Origin of the sequence: Bacillus ndiopicus, assembly GCF_000612805.1 — a bacterium.
Lineage (GTDB): Bacteria > Bacillota > Bacilli > Bacillales_A > Planococcaceae > Metasolibacillus > Metasolibacillus ndiopicus.
On record NZ_HG964404.1, the window covers coordinates 250,730 to 266,700 of the forward strand.

18 protein-coding genes and 1 pseudogene are annotated in these 15,971 nt (G+C 37.5%); 2 read left to right on the plus strand and 17 right to left on the minus strand.

Annotated elements, in window-relative coordinates:
- Window positions 1-53: 53 nt before the first annotated feature.
- The 3 genes from TY13_RS20060 to TY13_RS06040 form a co-directional block, all read right to left on the minus strand.
- Window positions 54-185 (minus strand): YvrJ family protein, encoded by a 132-nt coding sequence (locus TY13_RS20060; RefSeq protein ID WP_074432933.1) that lies wholly within the window; start codon window positions 183-185, stop codon window positions 54-56.
- A gap of 69 nt (window positions 186-254) precedes the next feature.
- The gene (locus tag TY13_RS06035) at window positions 255-476 is read right to left on the minus strand and encodes a DUF2922 domain-containing protein (RefSeq protein WP_230199390.1); all 222 of its coding nucleotides are present in this window, start codon (window positions 474-476) and stop codon (window positions 255-257) included.
- A gap of 34 nt (window positions 477-510) precedes the next feature.
- Window positions 511-732 (minus strand): DUF1659 domain-containing protein, encoded by a 222-nt coding sequence (locus TY13_RS06040; protein ID WP_042473125.1) that lies wholly within the window; start codon window positions 730-732, stop codon window positions 511-513.
- Window positions 733-878: 146 nt separating this feature from the next.
- On the opposite strand from TY13_RS06040, the gene TY13_RS06045 reads away from it, so the two are divergent.
- Window positions 879-1,304 (plus strand): DUF2621 domain-containing protein, encoded by a 426-nt coding sequence (locus TY13_RS06045; RefSeq protein WP_195891668.1) that lies wholly within the window; start codon window positions 879-881, stop codon window positions 1,302-1,304.
- A 59-nt stretch (window positions 1,305-1,363) separates the two neighbouring features.
- Here TY13_RS06045 and TY13_RS06050 read toward each other — a convergent pair whose 3' ends face one another.
- The 11 genes from TY13_RS06050 to TY13_RS06100 form a co-directional block, all read right to left on the minus strand.
- Window positions 1,364-1,867 carry a CDI toxin immunity protein gene (locus tag TY13_RS06050; protein WP_042473128.1) on the minus strand — a complete coding sequence of 168 codons (504 nt, stop codon included), beginning with the start codon at window positions 1,865-1,867 and terminating at the stop codon, window positions 1,364-1,366.
- 87 nt (window positions 1,868-1,954) lie between these two features.
- Window positions 1,955-2,185 carry a hypothetical protein gene (locus TY13_RS06055; RefSeq protein ID WP_042473130.1) on the minus strand — a complete coding sequence of 77 codons (231 nt, stop codon included), beginning with the start codon at window positions 2,183-2,185 and terminating at the stop codon, window positions 1,955-1,957.
- Window positions 2,186-2,285: 100 nt separating this feature from the next.
- Complete coding sequence (locus TY13_RS06060; RefSeq protein WP_042473132.1) at window positions 2,286-2,774, minus strand: CcdC family protein; 489 nt, start codon at window positions 2,772-2,774, stop codon at window positions 2,286-2,288.
- A 46-nt stretch (window positions 2,775-2,820) separates the two neighbouring features.
- Window positions 2,821-3,189 (minus strand): response regulator, encoded by a 369-nt coding sequence (locus TY13_RS06065; protein WP_042473134.1) that lies wholly within the window; start codon window positions 3,187-3,189, stop codon window positions 2,821-2,823.
- A gap of 18 nt (window positions 3,190-3,207) precedes the next feature.
- On the minus strand, window positions 3,208-3,924 hold the full coding sequence (locus TY13_RS06070) for a cytochrome c biogenesis CcdA family protein (RefSeq protein WP_042474165.1): 717 nt from the start codon (window positions 3,922-3,924) through the stop codon (window positions 3,208-3,210).
- Window positions 3,925-4,097: 173 nt separating this feature from the next.
- Entirely contained in the window at window positions 4,098-5,003 is a 906-nt protein-coding gene (gene rarD / locus TY13_RS06075; RefSeq protein WP_042473135.1) for an EamA family transporter RarD, read from the minus strand.
- Window positions 5,004-5,237: 234 nt separating this feature from the next.
- On the minus strand, window positions 5,238-6,740 hold the full coding sequence (locus TY13_RS06080; protein ID WP_042473136.1) for an S-layer homology domain-containing protein: 1,503 nt from the start codon (window positions 6,738-6,740) through the stop codon (window positions 5,238-5,240).
- 73 nt (window positions 6,741-6,813) lie between these two features.
- Window positions 6,814-7,236 carry a hypothetical protein gene (locus TY13_RS06085; RefSeq protein WP_042473137.1) on the minus strand — a complete coding sequence of 141 codons (423 nt, stop codon included), beginning with the start codon at window positions 7,234-7,236 and terminating at the stop codon, window positions 6,814-6,816.
- A gap of 495 nt (window positions 7,237-7,731) precedes the next feature.
- Window positions 7,732-9,093: a DUF6241 domain-containing protein gene (locus TY13_RS06090; protein WP_074432934.1), complete on the minus strand. Its 1,362-nt coding sequence runs from the start codon at window positions 9,091-9,093 to the stop codon at window positions 7,732-7,734.
- Window positions 9,083-9,610 (minus strand): sigma-70 family RNA polymerase sigma factor, encoded by a 528-nt coding sequence (locus TY13_RS06095; protein ID WP_042473138.1) that lies wholly within the window; start codon window positions 9,608-9,610, stop codon window positions 9,083-9,085. The genes TY13_RS06090 and TY13_RS06095 overlap by 11 nt, the downstream gene beginning before the upstream one ends.
- Window positions 9,611-10,075: 465 nt before the next feature.
- Window positions 10,076-10,777: a class I SAM-dependent methyltransferase gene (locus tag TY13_RS06100; protein WP_042473140.1), complete on the minus strand. Its 702-nt coding sequence runs from the start codon at window positions 10,775-10,777 to the stop codon at window positions 10,076-10,078.
- Between the two features lie 313 nt (window positions 10,778-11,090).
- Here TY13_RS06100 and TY13_RS06105 point away from each other — a divergent pair.
- Window positions 11,091-11,411 (plus strand): annotated as a pseudogene (locus tag TY13_RS06105) (IS3 family transposase); the annotation flags it as partial.
- A gap of 112 nt (window positions 11,412-11,523) precedes the next feature.
- Here TY13_RS06105 and TY13_RS06110 read toward each other — a convergent pair.
- The 3 genes from TY13_RS06110 to TY13_RS06120 all read right to left on the minus strand — a co-directional run bounded on the left by TY13_RS06110 (window position 11,524) and on the right by TY13_RS06120 (window position 15,795).
- Window positions 11,524-12,036 carry a cysteine hydrolase family protein gene (locus tag TY13_RS06110; RefSeq protein ID WP_042473142.1) on the minus strand — a complete coding sequence of 171 codons (513 nt, stop codon included), beginning with the start codon at window positions 12,034-12,036 and terminating at the stop codon, window positions 11,524-11,526.
- Window positions 12,037-12,269: 233 nt separating this feature from the next.
- Window positions 12,270-14,042 (minus strand): ABC transporter ATP-binding protein, encoded by a 1,773-nt coding sequence (locus tag TY13_RS06115; RefSeq protein WP_042473143.1) that lies wholly within the window; start codon window positions 14,040-14,042, stop codon window positions 12,270-12,272.
- A gap of 1 nt (window position 14,043) precedes the next feature.
- Window positions 14,044-15,795, minus strand: coding sequence for an ABC transporter transmembrane domain-containing protein (locus tag TY13_RS06120; RefSeq protein ID WP_042473145.1), 1,752 nt, complete (start codon window positions 15,793-15,795; stop codon window positions 14,044-14,046).
- Window positions 15,796-15,971: the final 176 nt, after the last annotated feature.

Sequence of the window (15,971 nt, forward strand, 5' to 3'; positions counted from 1 at the left end):
TCCTTCTTTGTGCGAAATTGTATTTTAGTAACGAAGCTACTTTTATCCAATTCTTAGTTCATCAGTTTAATCGAAATAAGCACTTCATGAATCGCTTCAAGCTTACTTTCAATGCGATACAATAAATAAAATGAAACAAGTATCGGAAACCCTAAATCTTGAATCATCGTTACCCATTGCTCCATTTCCAGCCCCCCTTTTTTCATTAAAGAAAATTGCCCAGAAAGCAGAGCTCACTGGGCAACATGCAGACATTACATAATGTTAAATTCTTTTACTGTGCGGCTAATAAGGCGTGCGGCCTTTTTGGCTACAATCGTTGCACCATCTCGCATAAATATATTTTGCTCAACAATTGTTTGCATAGCAGATGCCACTTGAGCATCCGTTAAATTTTCTTTTGGCTCTCCTACTGACAATGTCAGTGTTTTTTCATTTGCTAATTGAAAAATAAGCTGTAGTGTAGATGTCATCATGCGCTCTCCTTTCTTCCCTAATTAGCATTTAGACTTACGCCATAACAATACGTTGTTTATCCGTGCGGCTAATTACCGCTAATGGATACACTGATAAACTAGCTAAAGCAGTTGCCACAGTGGCAAGTTGCTCTGGTGTTGCAGATGCTTGAATATTGCGGTAGGAAGCTGTTTTATACACAGCTTTACCATCTGCATTTGTACCAGCTTCAAATTGTAACGTAACTGTTGCTTGCTCAAATTCATATGCTGCCATTTCTCTCCCCCCTTTCACCAACCTATATAGCGCTTTGAAGTGGAGAAAGGGACAGGGCTTTAAAATAATAATTTAAAACATTTCGGATGCTAAATAAGAGAAAAGCTTTTATAATAGAGAAAGAGATTGTAAAGAGGTGAAATATTTTGCTAAATGGCTGGTTTTTATTATTTATTGCCTTTTGGGTTATTGTCATGATTAGTTTGCTTGGCATTGGCGGCTTTTTCATGTTCCGCAAATTTTTAAAACGGATGCCCAAAGAAGACGGTAAATCAGATTTAGATTGGCAAGAATACTATCTAGATAAAACGATACACTTATGGGGAGACGATGCTAAGGCATTGTTGAATGAGCTTACTTCTCCTGTTCCAGAGCTTTTCCGCCAAGTGGCAAAAGAGAAGATTGCGGGGAAAATTGGCGAGCTTGCGCTAGAGGAGCATGCAACTGCCATTGACCAAGATATACTTATTCGTGGCTATATTATCGCGACGCCAAAACGCGACCATAAATTTTTACGCAAAAAGCTTGATGAATTGAAAATTGATGTAACACCGTATGAGCACTTATTTTAGCTATGTAAAAGGGCCTGTCTGAAAAATTACTTCAAGACATGCCCTTTTTGTATGCTGACCTAAACCCATCCAAGCTGAATAGTATCATCGTGAAAAAATTCAACTACATATTTTTGTGTTGGACAATAAATGTATAAATCATTTCCAAGCCAGACGATGTCCTCAATATTGCTTAATAAATTTTCCGTCAAGTTCGTTTTTATACACGGATGATTATTGTACCCCCAAAAGATATAAATAGGGGTTGACGGATCAAACCCTTTAGAAATTAATAATAAGGGAATACTCTCAATTTCTCGCTCATCAATCTCAACACAACCGACACTAGTATCTCGCCAGTCAATTCTATTCCAATCAGAAAGCGGAAAGCTGCTGCAAAAATCATCTATAATTAAATTACTTTTATTCGAATCTAGAATTTCAAATGCTTCTGTTCCATTATACACTTCTTGTAATAGAGACCTTACTTCATTTTCTTTTCGGACTTCCTCTTGGATTATTTCTTTTTGTTTCCGTGCCTCTAGAATTTCATTTAATCTTTTCTGCCTTTCCTCTCTGTTCACGCTAATGTTTACCTCCTTCCTATATAACTAGGCTACTAAAGCTTTATCCCGTATTAACAGGCTGTAAAACCCCCACTGATTGAAGATTCACTTTATCATTTCACCCGAATATTCTCTTAAATGCTCTAAGGCTAGTATCTCTGCGCCTTCCGCCGTCTCAATTAAGGTCAATCCCTTTTTTATAGGGCTCCAATAACTATATCCGATGTCTTCTAGCCATTTGTATACCTCTGTAGTATAAAAACCATCTCTACGTTTTATAATTTGAACTTTATATTGATTACTCGGTGACAACATTTCTTTTAATACTTGTCCCATTTTTCACCATCTTTACACTATTCTCTTCAAAACAGGCCTTTCCACAAACAACAAAGGGCCAGCAAGAAAATTTTAGATTTCCTTGTAGCCCCCCCCTGTACTATACATATAAAGTTTTTTCAAGCTTTTTAAATTGCCAAAGCATTGCAATACGCCATGGAACAATCATGGCAAATGCCAAAATCCAAAACATACCGCCAAGCTCACCAACATCTAAACTATTAGAAAAAATTAATTTTAGTATTACTCGAAGTACAAGTAAGCCAACTAAAATAAAGAAAAATGCCTTTGAGCGTTTCAAAAAAATAGCACCTTCGCGTACTTCGAATTTTGAAGTAGCAATTAATACAGTTGAAAAAATTAATCCAATTACGGATGCCTCTACAATTTGTAGTGGTGCAACACGGAATTCCTCAAAAATAAACATTAGCGCTCCAGTTGACATGGCGACTGGTGGAATAATGATTTTTCGAGCATTCACAGGTTTTTTCTGTGCACGCAATCGAATAAACATGACAAATGTCCCCATTAAAAGCGCCATCACCGTTGAGCCTATTATTAAATATTGAGAGGGGATACTACTTAACATTATGTCCACCTATTTCTTTTAATCAATTACACCTTAGCTATCTTACTTAAGCTTTATTTTCAAAAAGTGTATCAACAATTTGTTTTAATTCCTCAGGTTTAAATGGCTTTACGATAAAATCTTTTACACCATATGCGAGCGCCTCTTTCACATGACGTTGCTGTCCTAATGCTGTAATCATAATAATTCGGGCATCTGGGAATTCTTCCATAATGTGCTTCGACGCTTCTAAGCCCGTCATCACAGGCATTGTTAAATCCATTGTTATTAAATCAGGCTGCAATTCTTGAAAAAGCGCTATCGCCTTTTTACCATTTGATGCTTGGGCTACAACAGTAAAGCCCCATTCCTCAAACAATTTGCTAATAAATGCGCGCATAAAAAGCGCATCATCAACGACCATAACTGTTGGCATAGCACTCCTCCCTTCTAGTTAAAACCCTGTGAAACCGCCAAAAAGTCCAGAGAAGATACGAATAATATACGTTAAGCCGTTAAAGAACAGTAAAATACCTACCGCAATCATAATATATCCGCCAATTTTAACAAATTTCTGGCTGTTTTTACGAATCCAATTCATTTTTGTTATAAAGAATGATAACACAAAGAACGGAATAGCAAAACCAAAATAATAGGCAAGCATATAGCCCATACCTGAACCTGGTTGCGTACTCGCTAATAAAAGAATAGAAGCTAAAATTGGGCCTGTACAAGGCGTCCACCCTGCCGCAAAGGCTAAACCAATTACCGCTGAACCAAAGTATCCTGATGGACGGTTTTTAAATTGAAATTTCCGGTCTTTCATTAAAAAGTCAATTTGTAGCCAACCAACGATAATTAAGCCAAATAAGACGATTAAAATGGCGCCGACTTGACGTAGTAAATCTTGATATTGTAAGAAAAATTCTTTGATAAACGAGGTACTAAAGCCAAGTGCAATAAAGATAATCGAAAAGCCGACTAAAAAGCTTAACGTATGTAAAATCGCCTGCTTTTGCATCATACCTTTTTCTTTTGTTAATTCATTCAAGCTCATTCCCGTTATGTACGATAAAAATGCTGGATAGAGCGGTAGCGTACATGGCGAAATAAAGCTTAAAAATCCTGCACCAAATGCTAATAGTACATTTAAATCTACACCTGTATTCATATTTCTTTTTCGCTCCCTTACTGTCATACATTCATCCTATCAAATTGTCTTGGAAAATGCGCTTGTTTCACCTGTGAAAGTTTTATGGCAAAAAAGTGAAACCGCTTTTCATATTAATTGTAGAGATAGAATACTAAATTTGCATGACTTTTAGAACAAACCTACATCCAGCTTTATGCTAGCTTGCGCTTTTTCATGAACTGCTCTCGCAACGTAGAAATGGAGAAAAGTGCGAGTGCCAACCAAATAAAGGAAAACGCCAATAGCTCCACCTTTGTAAATGGCTCCTTAAACAAAACAACACCTATAATTAACATCGTTGTCGGCGCGATATATTGTAAAAAACCAATTAAATAAAGCGGAATGCGCTGCGCCCCTTTCGCAAAGCAAATCAATGGAATAGCCGTCACAACGCCACTTGCGATCATCAATAAGTCTGTCGATAAGCTAATATGTAGAAACGAAGCCGTGCCTTGTTGGAATAAATAGGCATACAAAACAAGGGCAATTGGCAATGTAAATAATGTTTCAATTGCCAAACCGCGCAACGCATCCAGCGCAATTCTTTTCTTCAATACCCCGTAAATCGCAAAGCTCAAAGCTAAACAAAGCGCAATCCAAGGAAGTCGTCCATAATTGATTGTCATAATTAGCACACCCATTAGCGCAATCAGCACCGCACCAAGCTGTGCACGCGTTAACCGCTCCTTGAAAAACAGCATCCCAAACAAAACGGAAATCAACGGATTAATATAATAGCCAAGGCTCGTTTCAAGCATTTGATGGCTATTCACTGCATAAATAAAAATAAACCAATTCACCGCAATCATAAATGAAGCGGCTACTAGTGACACGAGCTGCTTTTTATGCTGCCATAAATACTGCAAATCCTCAAACAATGCTTTCCTCTGTCCAAACAGCAAAATGGCAAGCACCGTAAAAATAAACGACCAAACAACGCGCCCTAATAACACCTCTATACTATCAACATGCTCTAGCAGCTTCCAAAAAAGCGGCAGCACACCCCACATCGCATACGCTAAAAATGTATACACTATTCCTTTTCTCTCTTCGCTCATCTCAGGCATCTCCTATCTTCTCTCACGCTCCTATCATAACATAAAATATATTTGCCCCGCTTTAACATAGAAAAGTTTTTTAAACAGAAATAACAAAACGGATGAAGGAAGTCATTTATCTCCTCATCCGCGCTTATCATAGTTGAGTTTTTTAGTTTAAAAGTCGTAATTCGCCCAGCCAAGAGCTGACAGCGTAGGAAAACACTAGAGCAACCGCTTTGATTTTCATTTCAGTCACCTTGGTGCTATCGTTCTCTCATGCATCTTTAGCACATCACGCATAAATTGATCGAATGTCTCTTGTTTGAATTCAATCGGTCTAGGTGGTGCATTTTCAATGATTTTAAGCTGATCGGCTGTTGTAATAGTGAAATTATAATTCAATTTATCATCGAAAAAGGCTTGGCTACCTGTAATTTTTTTGTACACATCAATAGAGCCATTAACGGACACATTAAACTGAATCAAATAATTACCAAACTGTTTAGCAAAATAGCCTGACTGGCGATCTTGATGCATATAGAGCGGATTATAAAGTATTTTCATCTTTTTCTCGTACCAAGCAATGACCTGATCCGCGTTCTCTTTCATAATATAAGCTAAAAATTGGTTGAGTAAATCTTTATTATTATAGACAGAGCTGATTTGGATGTTGTTTGCCTGTTGCGCAGCATTCATTTTTGGTAAATTAATTGTAGCATATCCATCAGGTCTATCTAACGTAATGCCAAAGCGTTTTTGCGTTGGGTCACTATTTCGGAAAATACTATATGTATTTGCCCCTTCTTCCGCTCCCTTTAAGTTCAAATGTTTCTGCAAAAACTCCTCTACCTCGCTCGCAGTCAACATGCGATACGTATCCGCATTATTTATTTTTTGGGCGATATCTCGTGAGTAATAATACTCCTTTTCACCCGTTTTCATTAAATATTTCACGACCTTCATGTTATACTCATCAAATATTTTTCGCCCAGGGAACAGCGGATGCGGGAGAACGGGAAGCTCCTCATTCCACATCGTTATATATGCATGGGCGAGCGCAAATTGGCGATAATTCTCGCTTGTATAATTCGTTGGCAAAAAGAGGTCGCCATGGGAATCAGGCATTTCGACTGGTATTTCCCCAGCATCTCGCATCGCTCGATAAATAAAGGCGGTGTAATGCGCACGCGTCAAATACGTCTTTTCGCGGAATGTGCTATCCTCATAGCCCGACGCTATACCTGCCTCATAAAGCGCCGCCACATATGGATTGTAGGCCATTGATACATCATAAAATGGATGTGACCCTGTTGTATCTAACTGGTAAGCAATTGCAATAATCTTCGCCATCTCACCACGTGTTAACGGTGCATCAGGATTAATATTGCCCTTCTTATCTAGCTCTAATAAGCCTGCCTCCATCAATTTTTTAATGTCATGATAGTAGGCATTCTTTGTCGATAAATCTTTCGGGGCGTTGAAAGTCGTTGTTTTCGGGAGTATTTTAACAGCGCGCGTAATCAAGGCTGCTGCATGCTTGCGCGATATTGTGTCATTCGGCTTAAATGTGCCATCTGGATAACCACTAATAACCCCTTTCTCTGCCATCATATGTATGATTTCAAAATTCGCATTCTTTGATGTGACATCTTTAAAAAGCTTCGCCGCGTCTGCTGTTGTTGGTGCAACAATGACAGGCGTTGTTAAAGCAAGTGCCATCGCCATTAACGCGATTTTATTGTTGTGTAATTTCATGCTACAGCTCTCCTTTTTAGTCAATTATTAATTAGTACGACGTGTCATGTGCGAATCATTGCTTTTGGCTTGTTCAGTAGTACTGCCTTCTAAATATTTGCATTACTAAAAGCATACTCACTAAAGTTGTCACAAGTAGCAACACACCATCCACAATCAACACACTAAATTTATAAGTTATCCCCCAGCAAATTAAGCAGCCCAGTGCATTGAAAGCAAATAAAGCTCCCCACATCATTTCTTTAAACCGTTTATAGGTATGATTCCCAATTAAATGGTTGAGGTAAAAGAAACAAATTAACCCCACTCCCAAAATACTCATCAATAAAGTCAAAAAAGAATCACCGAGCGAAATAGGCTTCTCCCAAGGCATATCAACTGTAATAATATTCAGAAAGTAGATCAAATTAAAAATCGCCATTGCAATTGCCAAATAAAAAAACAAAATCCATTCTGTTATATACGCAAGCGGCTTTAGCTTAGATAGAATCATCATGTATCATACCTCCGTGATTACCTTCTTGACTATTTGACTGCAAAAACAAGTGAAAAGTTTCATATTTATTTGGATTGCATGTTAAAATAAGGTAAGGAGGAATTACATGGACAAAAAGCTAAATTTCATTACTCCTTATATACGTATCTATTAGGTTAGCTAACATTTATTCTATTTATTTTCGGTAGCCGTCCATTTTTTAATGAATTTAAATTATTACTCACTGGCACAATCATAATCGGTTTCCTTTTATTTCTCCTAGTTGGCTTAGAAATTTTTTGTCAATTAACAAAAAAGCTAAATATTGCGTTACATGCTTTATTGGTCATTTTAACGATTCCCCTAGTGATTTTAGCTATTTATCAAAATGAATTAATTTTTATTTTGTTCTCGCTTTTTCTACTCATCGTTTTTTTACTGAAAATATATTTATTATGTACAAAAGAGCCGCGTTATTAAGAAAAAGTCGATTGGGGATCAATCGACTTTTTGTCTTTATTCAGCACCCTCTTCTTCTTTGGCAAAGACTTGGAATAGATAGCGAGCTTCTTGTTCCTTTGAAGCGATACCTGTTGCGATGCCATCAGATGTTTTTGTTCCTTGCATCTGCATTAACACATTATGGTCAGCATCCACCGTTGAAAAATCACCTTTTTGCCAACGATTTAAAATGGCTAAATACGTTGCATGATGCGCATATAGCTCTTTGTTTTCCTCCACCATCTGTTGTAAAATAGCGATTCTTTCTGGTGTCAGCATAATCGCTCCTTTTTTATTGTCAGCGATAATCTTTTGTTGCACGAGCTGTTGCATCATTTCCTCTAGCAAATTATCAGCAAATGGTTTATCTCCATTTTTCCATTTATCAAGCTTGTTAGTATACAGCTTATTTTCCCAACCATCAGTCGTCAATACAGCACGATTTGATGCATCAAATGTCGTTAATTTTTCGCCAATATATTTTAAATAACCTTCCTCAAACGTCACATAATATTTTTCATCTAACGTTGTAGGTGTTAGTGCATCCAGTAATGAGAATCCTTGGATAGAGTCTATTTCCACTGGATTATCAAATGACATATTCGTTTCTCGTGGTGCAGTAAATGGCGTGTTTTTCGTTTGATCAATCACCGCATTCAAGAGTTTGACGAGATGTTCTCTGTCCAAAGTATCTAGCTCTGTCGTTGCCATCATTAAAACGACAACCTCTTCCCCATTTAAACGCTGCGACCCGCTTTCGAAGTCTATTCCTACTTGTGTAATGGCTCTTACGCGAATATCTTCCGGCAAATTATATTCGATCCCGCCAACTGAATCAATCCAAGTTGAAACTTCTGATAGATCCATGACCGCATAATAATCAATCGGCATATCGAATAATGTCGAAACTGTTTTTCTAACACTTTCAGCTCCCTCGGAACCATTCATATAAGCAAATGCCAATTTATCATAAGAAGCCGTCCCATCAATAGGTGCATACGTATCGCGTGGAATCGCTAGCACATTCGCCGTCTTTTTTTCTGTACTATAAGCGAATAAAAGATTCAAATGGATTCGATTCTCTGCATCTTTCACCGAAAATAGCGTTGTAATAACCTTGTCCTCTTTCACTACAGCATCGTTCGCATCTGTTCCTGTATACTCTTGCTGGACGTTTTCAGGTAAAATCAATGGCCTCAATAAAAGTAGACAAATACCTAGCGCGAGCAATGAAATTGTCAACGGCGCGAAAGATATGAAGGATTTCTTTTTTGGTTGATGAATTTGCTCAAATACTCGATTGCGGTCTTCTTGTGTAAAAATAAGCTCCTGTTCAGACTTCTTGAAAAATTGCTTTTTTATTCGCTTATCTTCCATTTAATTCAGCCTCCTTTATCACCGACTCTAACCTCTTTTTCGCTCTTCTTAATCTCGTTTTCACTGTATTCGCGGGGATATCTAAAATTTTGGCAATTTCCTCTGTATTTAATGATTCATAGTAATAGAGGTACACGACTTCCCGATACACTTTCGGCAAAGAGAAAATGACCTCTTTTAGTTCTTCATTTTCGTATTTATCCATTACTGTTTTTTCTGTTGATGGTAAGATGGCCTTGGCCGTTTCATTAATAAAGCTTTTTACTTGTACCATTTTGTAATGCCAACTTTTTAAATAATCCTTGCATTCGTTAATGGTGATACGATAGAGCCATGTTTTGATTTGTGCATCATATCGGAACGTATCAAGATGTTGGTAGCATTTAATAAACGTATTTTGCACCATATCCTTTGCAGTCTCTACATCTTTTACATAAGAAAATGCCAAGCGTACCAACTCATTACCATAGTCAATCATCATTTTTTCTAATATGTAATCTTTTTCTTCTCTATCCAATTCACTACCCTCCCTTTCAAATTCTGCTATTAGACGATTGCCAACTAAGAACGGGTTCAATTTTATAAAAAAATTTGTGAAATCCGCTAGAAGCTTTGAGGCAACACGATATTAGTCACTTAGTTGTTACCGTAGGAAGTGGCGTTTTCGGTTGAATCAAAATAAACCGTTCCACTACAGCTATTAATGCCTATTCACCAATTTTATCATTATGCTATTTGTAATCGCTTCATTTTGATGGCTATTGTTTACTAGATGTACGCATGTTGTATAATGGGTTTTCGCAATAGAAAAATGCTGAAAATCAAAAGGTAAACCTTGATTTTCAGCATTTTGTTGATTATTTTGAAAAACTTTTGATAACTATTAACCTACTCAATCTAAATCCTCTTTACATGCCCATGCATCAATCTCTACCTTTCATAAAAACCCTTTAATTATTCCCGATTTCTATTTATCAAATCCTCATTTTCGAAATATCCCTACAATAAACCCGTCTAAGCCAAACATCGCGCTCGGTTGTGCGATGGGTTGCATTGCGCGGATTTCAACTTCTTGCAAGTCTTTGAAAATCATCTGTAACTTTTCCTTGGTATAGCCTAAACCACCTTGCAAGCTCCCTTGACGATATACTTCCCAGTCAGACATCGCTGAACCGCCATATGCGCCATTTTCGGCGAAGCAATTGACCGCAAAATAGCCGCCCTTTTTTAATGCCCTTTGTACAATTTCAACATATTGCAAACGGCGGTGCGGCGCAATGTGATGCAAGCAGCCTGCATCATAAATGAAATCATAGTAATTGGCTTGAATAGGCATCTCAAATAGATTGGCCTGCTCAAAACGGATATGAGCCTGTTCCTCCGCCGCACGCTCTTTTGCCCATTGCAATGCGGCGCTGGACAAATCAACAGCATGCACATCAAATCCTTGCTTCGCCAAATACAAAGCGTTGCGCCCAGCTCCGCAGCCTAATTCTAATACCGCTCCTTTTTGCACGATTCCTTGCTGCACATAGTGCACTAAATTTTCATCTGGTGAATTCACAAAAAATGGTACCTCTTTTTCTCGGTCTGCATAAAATTCATTCCAAAATGCTGTCGGTTCACGTAGCATATCATCTAGCATCATCATTAGGTCTTCTTTTGTCGTCATTAAATTCATCATTATCATCCCCCTATAATTCAAGTATAGAGAAATGCCTTTTATGACATGTAACAGCATGGTTAAAATAAGATTAAATCCCCTAAAAACGAGAATGAAAAGACATGCTTATAAGCTTCTTTTTGGCCACTAGCATATCCATCCTTCTATAAAAAAGGAGCAATCGACCTGAGCTATTTATTTTTTAAAAAGCTCTTAGAAAGTCTTGTCGCATCAATTACGATGTGCGAGAAATTTAAATATCTTGCCGAATGTTACAAATATGACAAATACATTACACAGATATGTGATTATCCAATATTCACCAATAAAATGTCTACCAGAAGAGCACCCGCTACTAATGCATTCAGATCAAGGCTGGCACTATCAAATGAAACTATACCGCCATTCACTTCAATCGAAAGGGATTAAACAAAGTATGTCTCGTAAAAGAAACTGCTACGACAATCCCGTGATGGAGAATTTCTTTGGCATTATGAAGTCAGAATCTCTATACTTTAAAGAGTTTGAAAGTATAGAGCATTTTAAAATCGAGTTAGAAAAATACATTACGTATTTCAATACAAAACGAATTAAGGCAAAATTAAAAGGCATGAGCCCGATACAATATCGAACCCATGCCCAAACCGCTGCCTAATGAAATATCCGTGTCTAACTTTTAGGGGTCAATTCAAAAGTGCATAGGGTGGTTTTATAGTTGTTTTTCACTGATGAATCCTCGTTTTAGGATTTTTATATAATCATTTTTTCTAAGATTCATCTCCAATAAATTTCAAAAATCTATGGCTCCATATATTTTCATAAAAATCAATCGTCTCTTTTGCAGACATAAATGGATTATTCAAAGTAGAGGTTGCTTTCTGTACCATGAAGTTTTCGTATCCCAATCCATGAGCAAATTTAATCGTAGCATCCATACAGTATTCTGTTTGAGCACCGCAAAATTCAATACGATGAACAGCTAATTGGTCTAAGAGATTTTTTAAGTTCGTTTTGTAAAAAGAATTTGCATGTATTTTCCTTACAAAAAAATCTTGTTCTTGAACATCTAGATTGGCATTAATAGCCCATGGTTCTTCTTCAGGTACTAATTCTTCATCACAGTGTTGAACAAAAATGATTGGTTTATGTAATCCTCTATATAAAGCAATTCTATTATTTACTTTAGTGAGTAAACTTTGTAAATCAAATAAATGCTCTCCACTGTAACATACACCATTTTGTAAATCTATAACGATTAAAACATCTGCACAAGTCTCCATTATTTTTACCCTCTTTCATATTGCAATATGTTAATAATTCTATCATTTGAAGATGTATTATACATTCTTATTTCTCTACTAAACAAAATAAAAAGATAAAATGATTCTCCAATTTCATATCGTCTTTTTAAATAACTATTTTATTTGTTAAAGGACTTTATATTTTTTAACTAGAAAAGCGCCATTAAAAACAAACACCAAGGCTGTTGCGCCTTGGTGTTTGTTTTTTATTTCTATAAGCTTGTTATGCCATTTTGCAATAAATACATTTTATAATACAAGCCTTGTTGTGCTAGAAGCTCTTGATGTGTGCCGCGCTCTTTAATTTCTCCTTGATGCAGCACTAAAATTTGCTCAGCATCCTGAATCGTTGATAAGCGGTGGGCAATCGCAATCGTTGTACGCCCTTTTCGCATTTTTTCTAAAGAATGCTGAATGGCAACCTCGGTTTCCGTATCAATAGCAGCAGTCGCTTCATCCAAAACAAGCACTTTTGGATTCGTTGCGATTGTTCGCGCAAATGCAAGTAACTGGCGCTGCCCACTTGAAAAAGTCGACCCACGCTCCGTCACTTTTTGCTTGTATTTATCCGGCAATGTATTAATAAATTGATCCGCCTGCACAAATTCCGCAGCCTTCTCTACATCAATATCTGTTAATTCCTTGTTATACAAGCGGATATTGCTGTCAATCGTCCCATAAAATAAAAACGGATCTTGCAGGACAAGCCCTAGTTTACGGCGAAGCTCCTCTTGACTAAATGCTTTAATTGACTGCCCATCAATACAAATATCGCCCTTTTCAAATTCATAAAAGCGCATTAATAAATTGATGATGGAGCTTTTACCACTACCCGTATGTCCAACAAGTGCTACTGTTTCTCCTGGGTTGACAGTAAAGGAAATATTTTTTAAGACATCCTTTTGTCCATCATAGCTAAATGTCACATCTTTAAATTCAATGCGGCCATCTGTAATTGCCCCAGCCTTATTTTGCTGTGCAGGCTCCAGCTCTTCCTCATCCAATAGGATAAATACACGAGATGCTGCAACTAATGCTTGTTGGAAAATAGCTAAACGCTCCATCACTTGATTAATTGGCTCAAAGAAGCGGTTAATGTATGTAATAAACGCATACACTACCCCAACCTCAACCGCTGTTTCTAGCGATGTTTTCCCAAAATATAAAAGCAGTAGCACAATCGCTGCAAAATACACTAAATCTACAACAGGACGCAACAGCAAGCTATTTAATTTCGTATTGTCCATCATTGCTTTAAAGTGTTTTGCATTAATATCATCAAATTCATCGTTAAAACGCTTTTCTTGGCGGAATGCTTGCACGATGCTCATGCCTGATAATGATTCCGCAAGCTTCGCATTCAATTCACTTAGCTTTTCACGCATTTCCATATAAACAATCGAGCTATATTTGCGGTACAAATAAATAATGTAAATAACGATTGGCAATAGCACTAAAGCAAATAATGCGAGTATAGGATTCATTAAAAACATCGCAATATACACACCAACAATTAAAAAGCCTGCTTGCACAAAGCTTATTAAGACGCTAACGAACATATCTTTTATCGCTTCCGTATCGTTGGTAGCGCGCGACACGATTGAACCCGCAGGTACACGGTCAAAATAACGCATACCTAGTTGATGAATTTTTGTAAATACATCAATGCGTAGCTGCTGAATAATTTTCAGCGCAATTTCTTGGAATTTCATTAGCTGCAAATAGCTAATCACAACATTTAAAATCTGAATCGTCGCATAGCTAATCGCTAAAATTAGTATCGGCTTCGTCTCAAAGTCGCCCAATGCAACATGGTCATCTAAAAATATTTTAATAATGTATGGTCCTAGCACATCACCAGTAACTGTCAGAACGAGTAAAGCAAGTGCAATAACGACCGCCTTTTTATGTGGAATTAAGTAGCGCAATAAACGCTTTAAAATAGCAGCTTGCTCTTTGCGTGAAAAGGTTGCCTGTTTTTCCATGCTACATGCCCCCCTTTTCTACTTGTTGTTCTAGCTGCTGTAGCTCATACATTTCATAATAGCGACCTCGTAATTCCATTAACTCCTCATGCGTACCTTTCTCTACAACAGTTCCCTCATGCATAACGATAATGATATGCGCATGCTGGATTGCACTTAAACGGTGTGAAGTAATAATGGTTGTTTCATTTTCGCGTGAAGCTTTTAATGCTTGTAAAATCGCTTCCTCCGTTTTCGCATCAACTGCCGATAATGAATCATCCAAAATTAATAATTCTGGCTCCATCATCAATGCTCGAGCAATGGAAATACGTTGCTTTTGTCCACCAGATAAAGAAACGCCTCGCTCTCCGACAATTGTTTCATAACCATCCGTAAAGTGTAAAATATCGTCATGAATATATGCTAAAGTAGCAGCATGTTCCACTTTTTCCTTTGCTGCCTGTGGATTGGTAAAAGCAATATTTTTGTATATCGTTGATGAGAATAAAAAATGATCCTGCGGCACATAGCCAATCGCCTCGCGCAGTGCAAGCATTTTATAATCATCAATGCGAATATCACCATACGTAATATGTCCTGTATAGCCTTCGAACTCACGTAGTAACAGCTTTAAGATTGCCGTTTTTCCTGAGCCCGTCTTCCCTACGATACCAAGTGTTTGCCCCTGTTTTAAATCAAAATGCACATTCGTTAAAGCAGGCGTCGCATCACCTGGGAATGTAAATGAATCAACATGGAACGATAAATCGCCTTTTGGTCGCGTATTATATGCGCCCGTTTTATCCTTAATTTCAACAGGCTCATTTAACAATTGCTCGATACGATCATAAGAAGCTGAACCCCGCTCCACAATATTAAATAGCATCCCAATTGCCAGCATCGGCCAAACGAGCAATCCTAAATATGTAGTAAAGGCGATTAAATCACCGATTGTCATAGCATTTTCCGTAATAAATTTAGCACCGAAGCCTAAACTTAAGAAAAAGCTAACACCGATAACAAGGCTAATTGTCGGATCGAAAAGTGAATCAATTTTCGCAACGCGCATATTTTTTTCTACAACATCGTTGGACAAACGTGTAAAGTCCGCAACGTCATCCTGCTGCTGCCCAAATGTTTTAATAACCTTCATCCCTGAAATACTTTCCTGCGTTTTATCATTTAAATCAGAAAACGCTGCCTGCGCATGTCGGAAACGTTCATGCAATAGCTTCCCGTAATAATTTGTTAATAAGGCCATGACTGGCATCGGAATTAACGCAATTAGCGTCAAGCGCCAATCGATCGTAATAGCCATCGCTAAAATAACAAAAGTCCCTGTTGTAATGGAGTCAAATAATGTTAATACTCCACCACCAGCTGTTTGCTGCACAGCGGAAATATCATTCGTGGCATGTGCCATTAAATCCCCGACACGTCGTTGTTGATAAAAGGAAGGTGACATTTTTGTAAAATGGCGAAATAATTTTTCTCGTAAATTTTTTGCTAAATAGTTGGACGAGCCAAAAATCATTTGACGCCAATAGTAACGCATTATGTACATCAATATTGCGACTACTACAATAATCCCTACCCATTTTGTTAAAGAGCTTGCCGTTAATGTCCCATCACCGATTTCATCAATTGTATAACCAATTACTTTCGGTGGAACAAGCTGTAAAATCGCTACGAGTGTTAGCATTAAAAGGCCGATAAAATACTCACGTCGGCGCTCTTTAAAAAACCACCCGAGCTGTCGAAATACTTTCATTGTTTCCCCCACCTTCATAGTATGACTTGCCTATTTTAACAAATATTCGAACATTATTGAATAGTATTTCAACTATTTGTTTCGGTTTTTGAAATATTTCAGTCGAAGGGCTGAAATTTTGACTTTTGGCAAGGAAATGTAGAAATTGATTAGGCGAATTCACGTGTTGGATTGGC

Coding starts and splice junctions, on each gene's coding strand:
- TY13_RS20060 (WP_074432933.1), bottom strand. CDS start 185: ATGGAGCAATGGGTAACGATGATTCAAGATTTAGGGTTTCCGATACTT.
- TY13_RS06035 (WP_230199390.1), bottom strand. CDS start 476: ATGATGACATCTACACTACAGCTTATTTTTCAATTAGCAAATGAAAAA.
- TY13_RS06040 (WP_042473125.1), bottom strand. CDS start 732: ATGGCAGCATATGAATTTGAGCAAGCAACAGTTACGTTACAATTTGAA.
- TY13_RS06055 (WP_042473130.1), bottom strand. CDS start 2,185: ATGGGACAAGTATTAAAAGAAATGTTGTCACCGAGTAATCAATATAAA.
- TY13_RS06060 (WP_042473132.1), bottom strand. CDS start 2,774: ATGTTAAGTAGTATCCCCTCTCAATATTTAATAATAGGCTCAACGGTG.
- TY13_RS06065 (WP_042473134.1), bottom strand. CDS start 3,189: ATGCCAACAGTTATGGTCGTTGATGATGCGCTTTTTATGCGCGCATTT.
- TY13_RS06070 (WP_042474165.1), bottom strand. CDS start 3,924: ATGAATACAGGTGTAGATTTAAATGTACTATTAGCATTTGGTGCAGGA.
- rarD (WP_042473135.1), bottom strand. CDS start 5,003: ATGAGCGAAGAGAGAAAAGGAATAGTGTATACATTTTTAGCGTATGCG.
- TY13_RS06080 (WP_042473136.1), bottom strand. CDS start 6,740: ATGAAATTACACAACAATAAAATCGCGTTAATGGCGATGGCACTTGCT.
- TY13_RS06085 (WP_042473137.1), bottom strand. CDS start 7,236: ATGATGATTCTATCTAAGCTAAAGCCGCTTGCGTATATAACAGAATGG.
- TY13_RS06090 (WP_074432934.1), bottom strand. CDS start 9,093: ATGGAAGATAAGCGAATAAAAAAGCAATTTTTCAAGAAGTCTGAACAG.
- TY13_RS06100 (WP_042473140.1), bottom strand. CDS start 10,777: ATGATGAATTTAATGACGACAAAAGAAGACCTAATGATGATGCTAGAT.
- TY13_RS06110 (WP_042473142.1), bottom strand. CDS start 12,036: ATGGAGACTTGTGCAGATGTTTTAATCGTTATAGATTTACAAAATGGT.
- TY13_RS06115 (WP_042473143.1), bottom strand. CDS start 14,042: ATGGAAAAACAGGCAACCTTTTCACGCAAAGAGCAAGCTGCTATTTTA.
- TY13_RS06120 (WP_042473145.1), bottom strand. CDS start 15,795: ATGAAAGTATTTCGACAGCTCGGGTGGTTTTTTAAAGAGCGCCGACGT.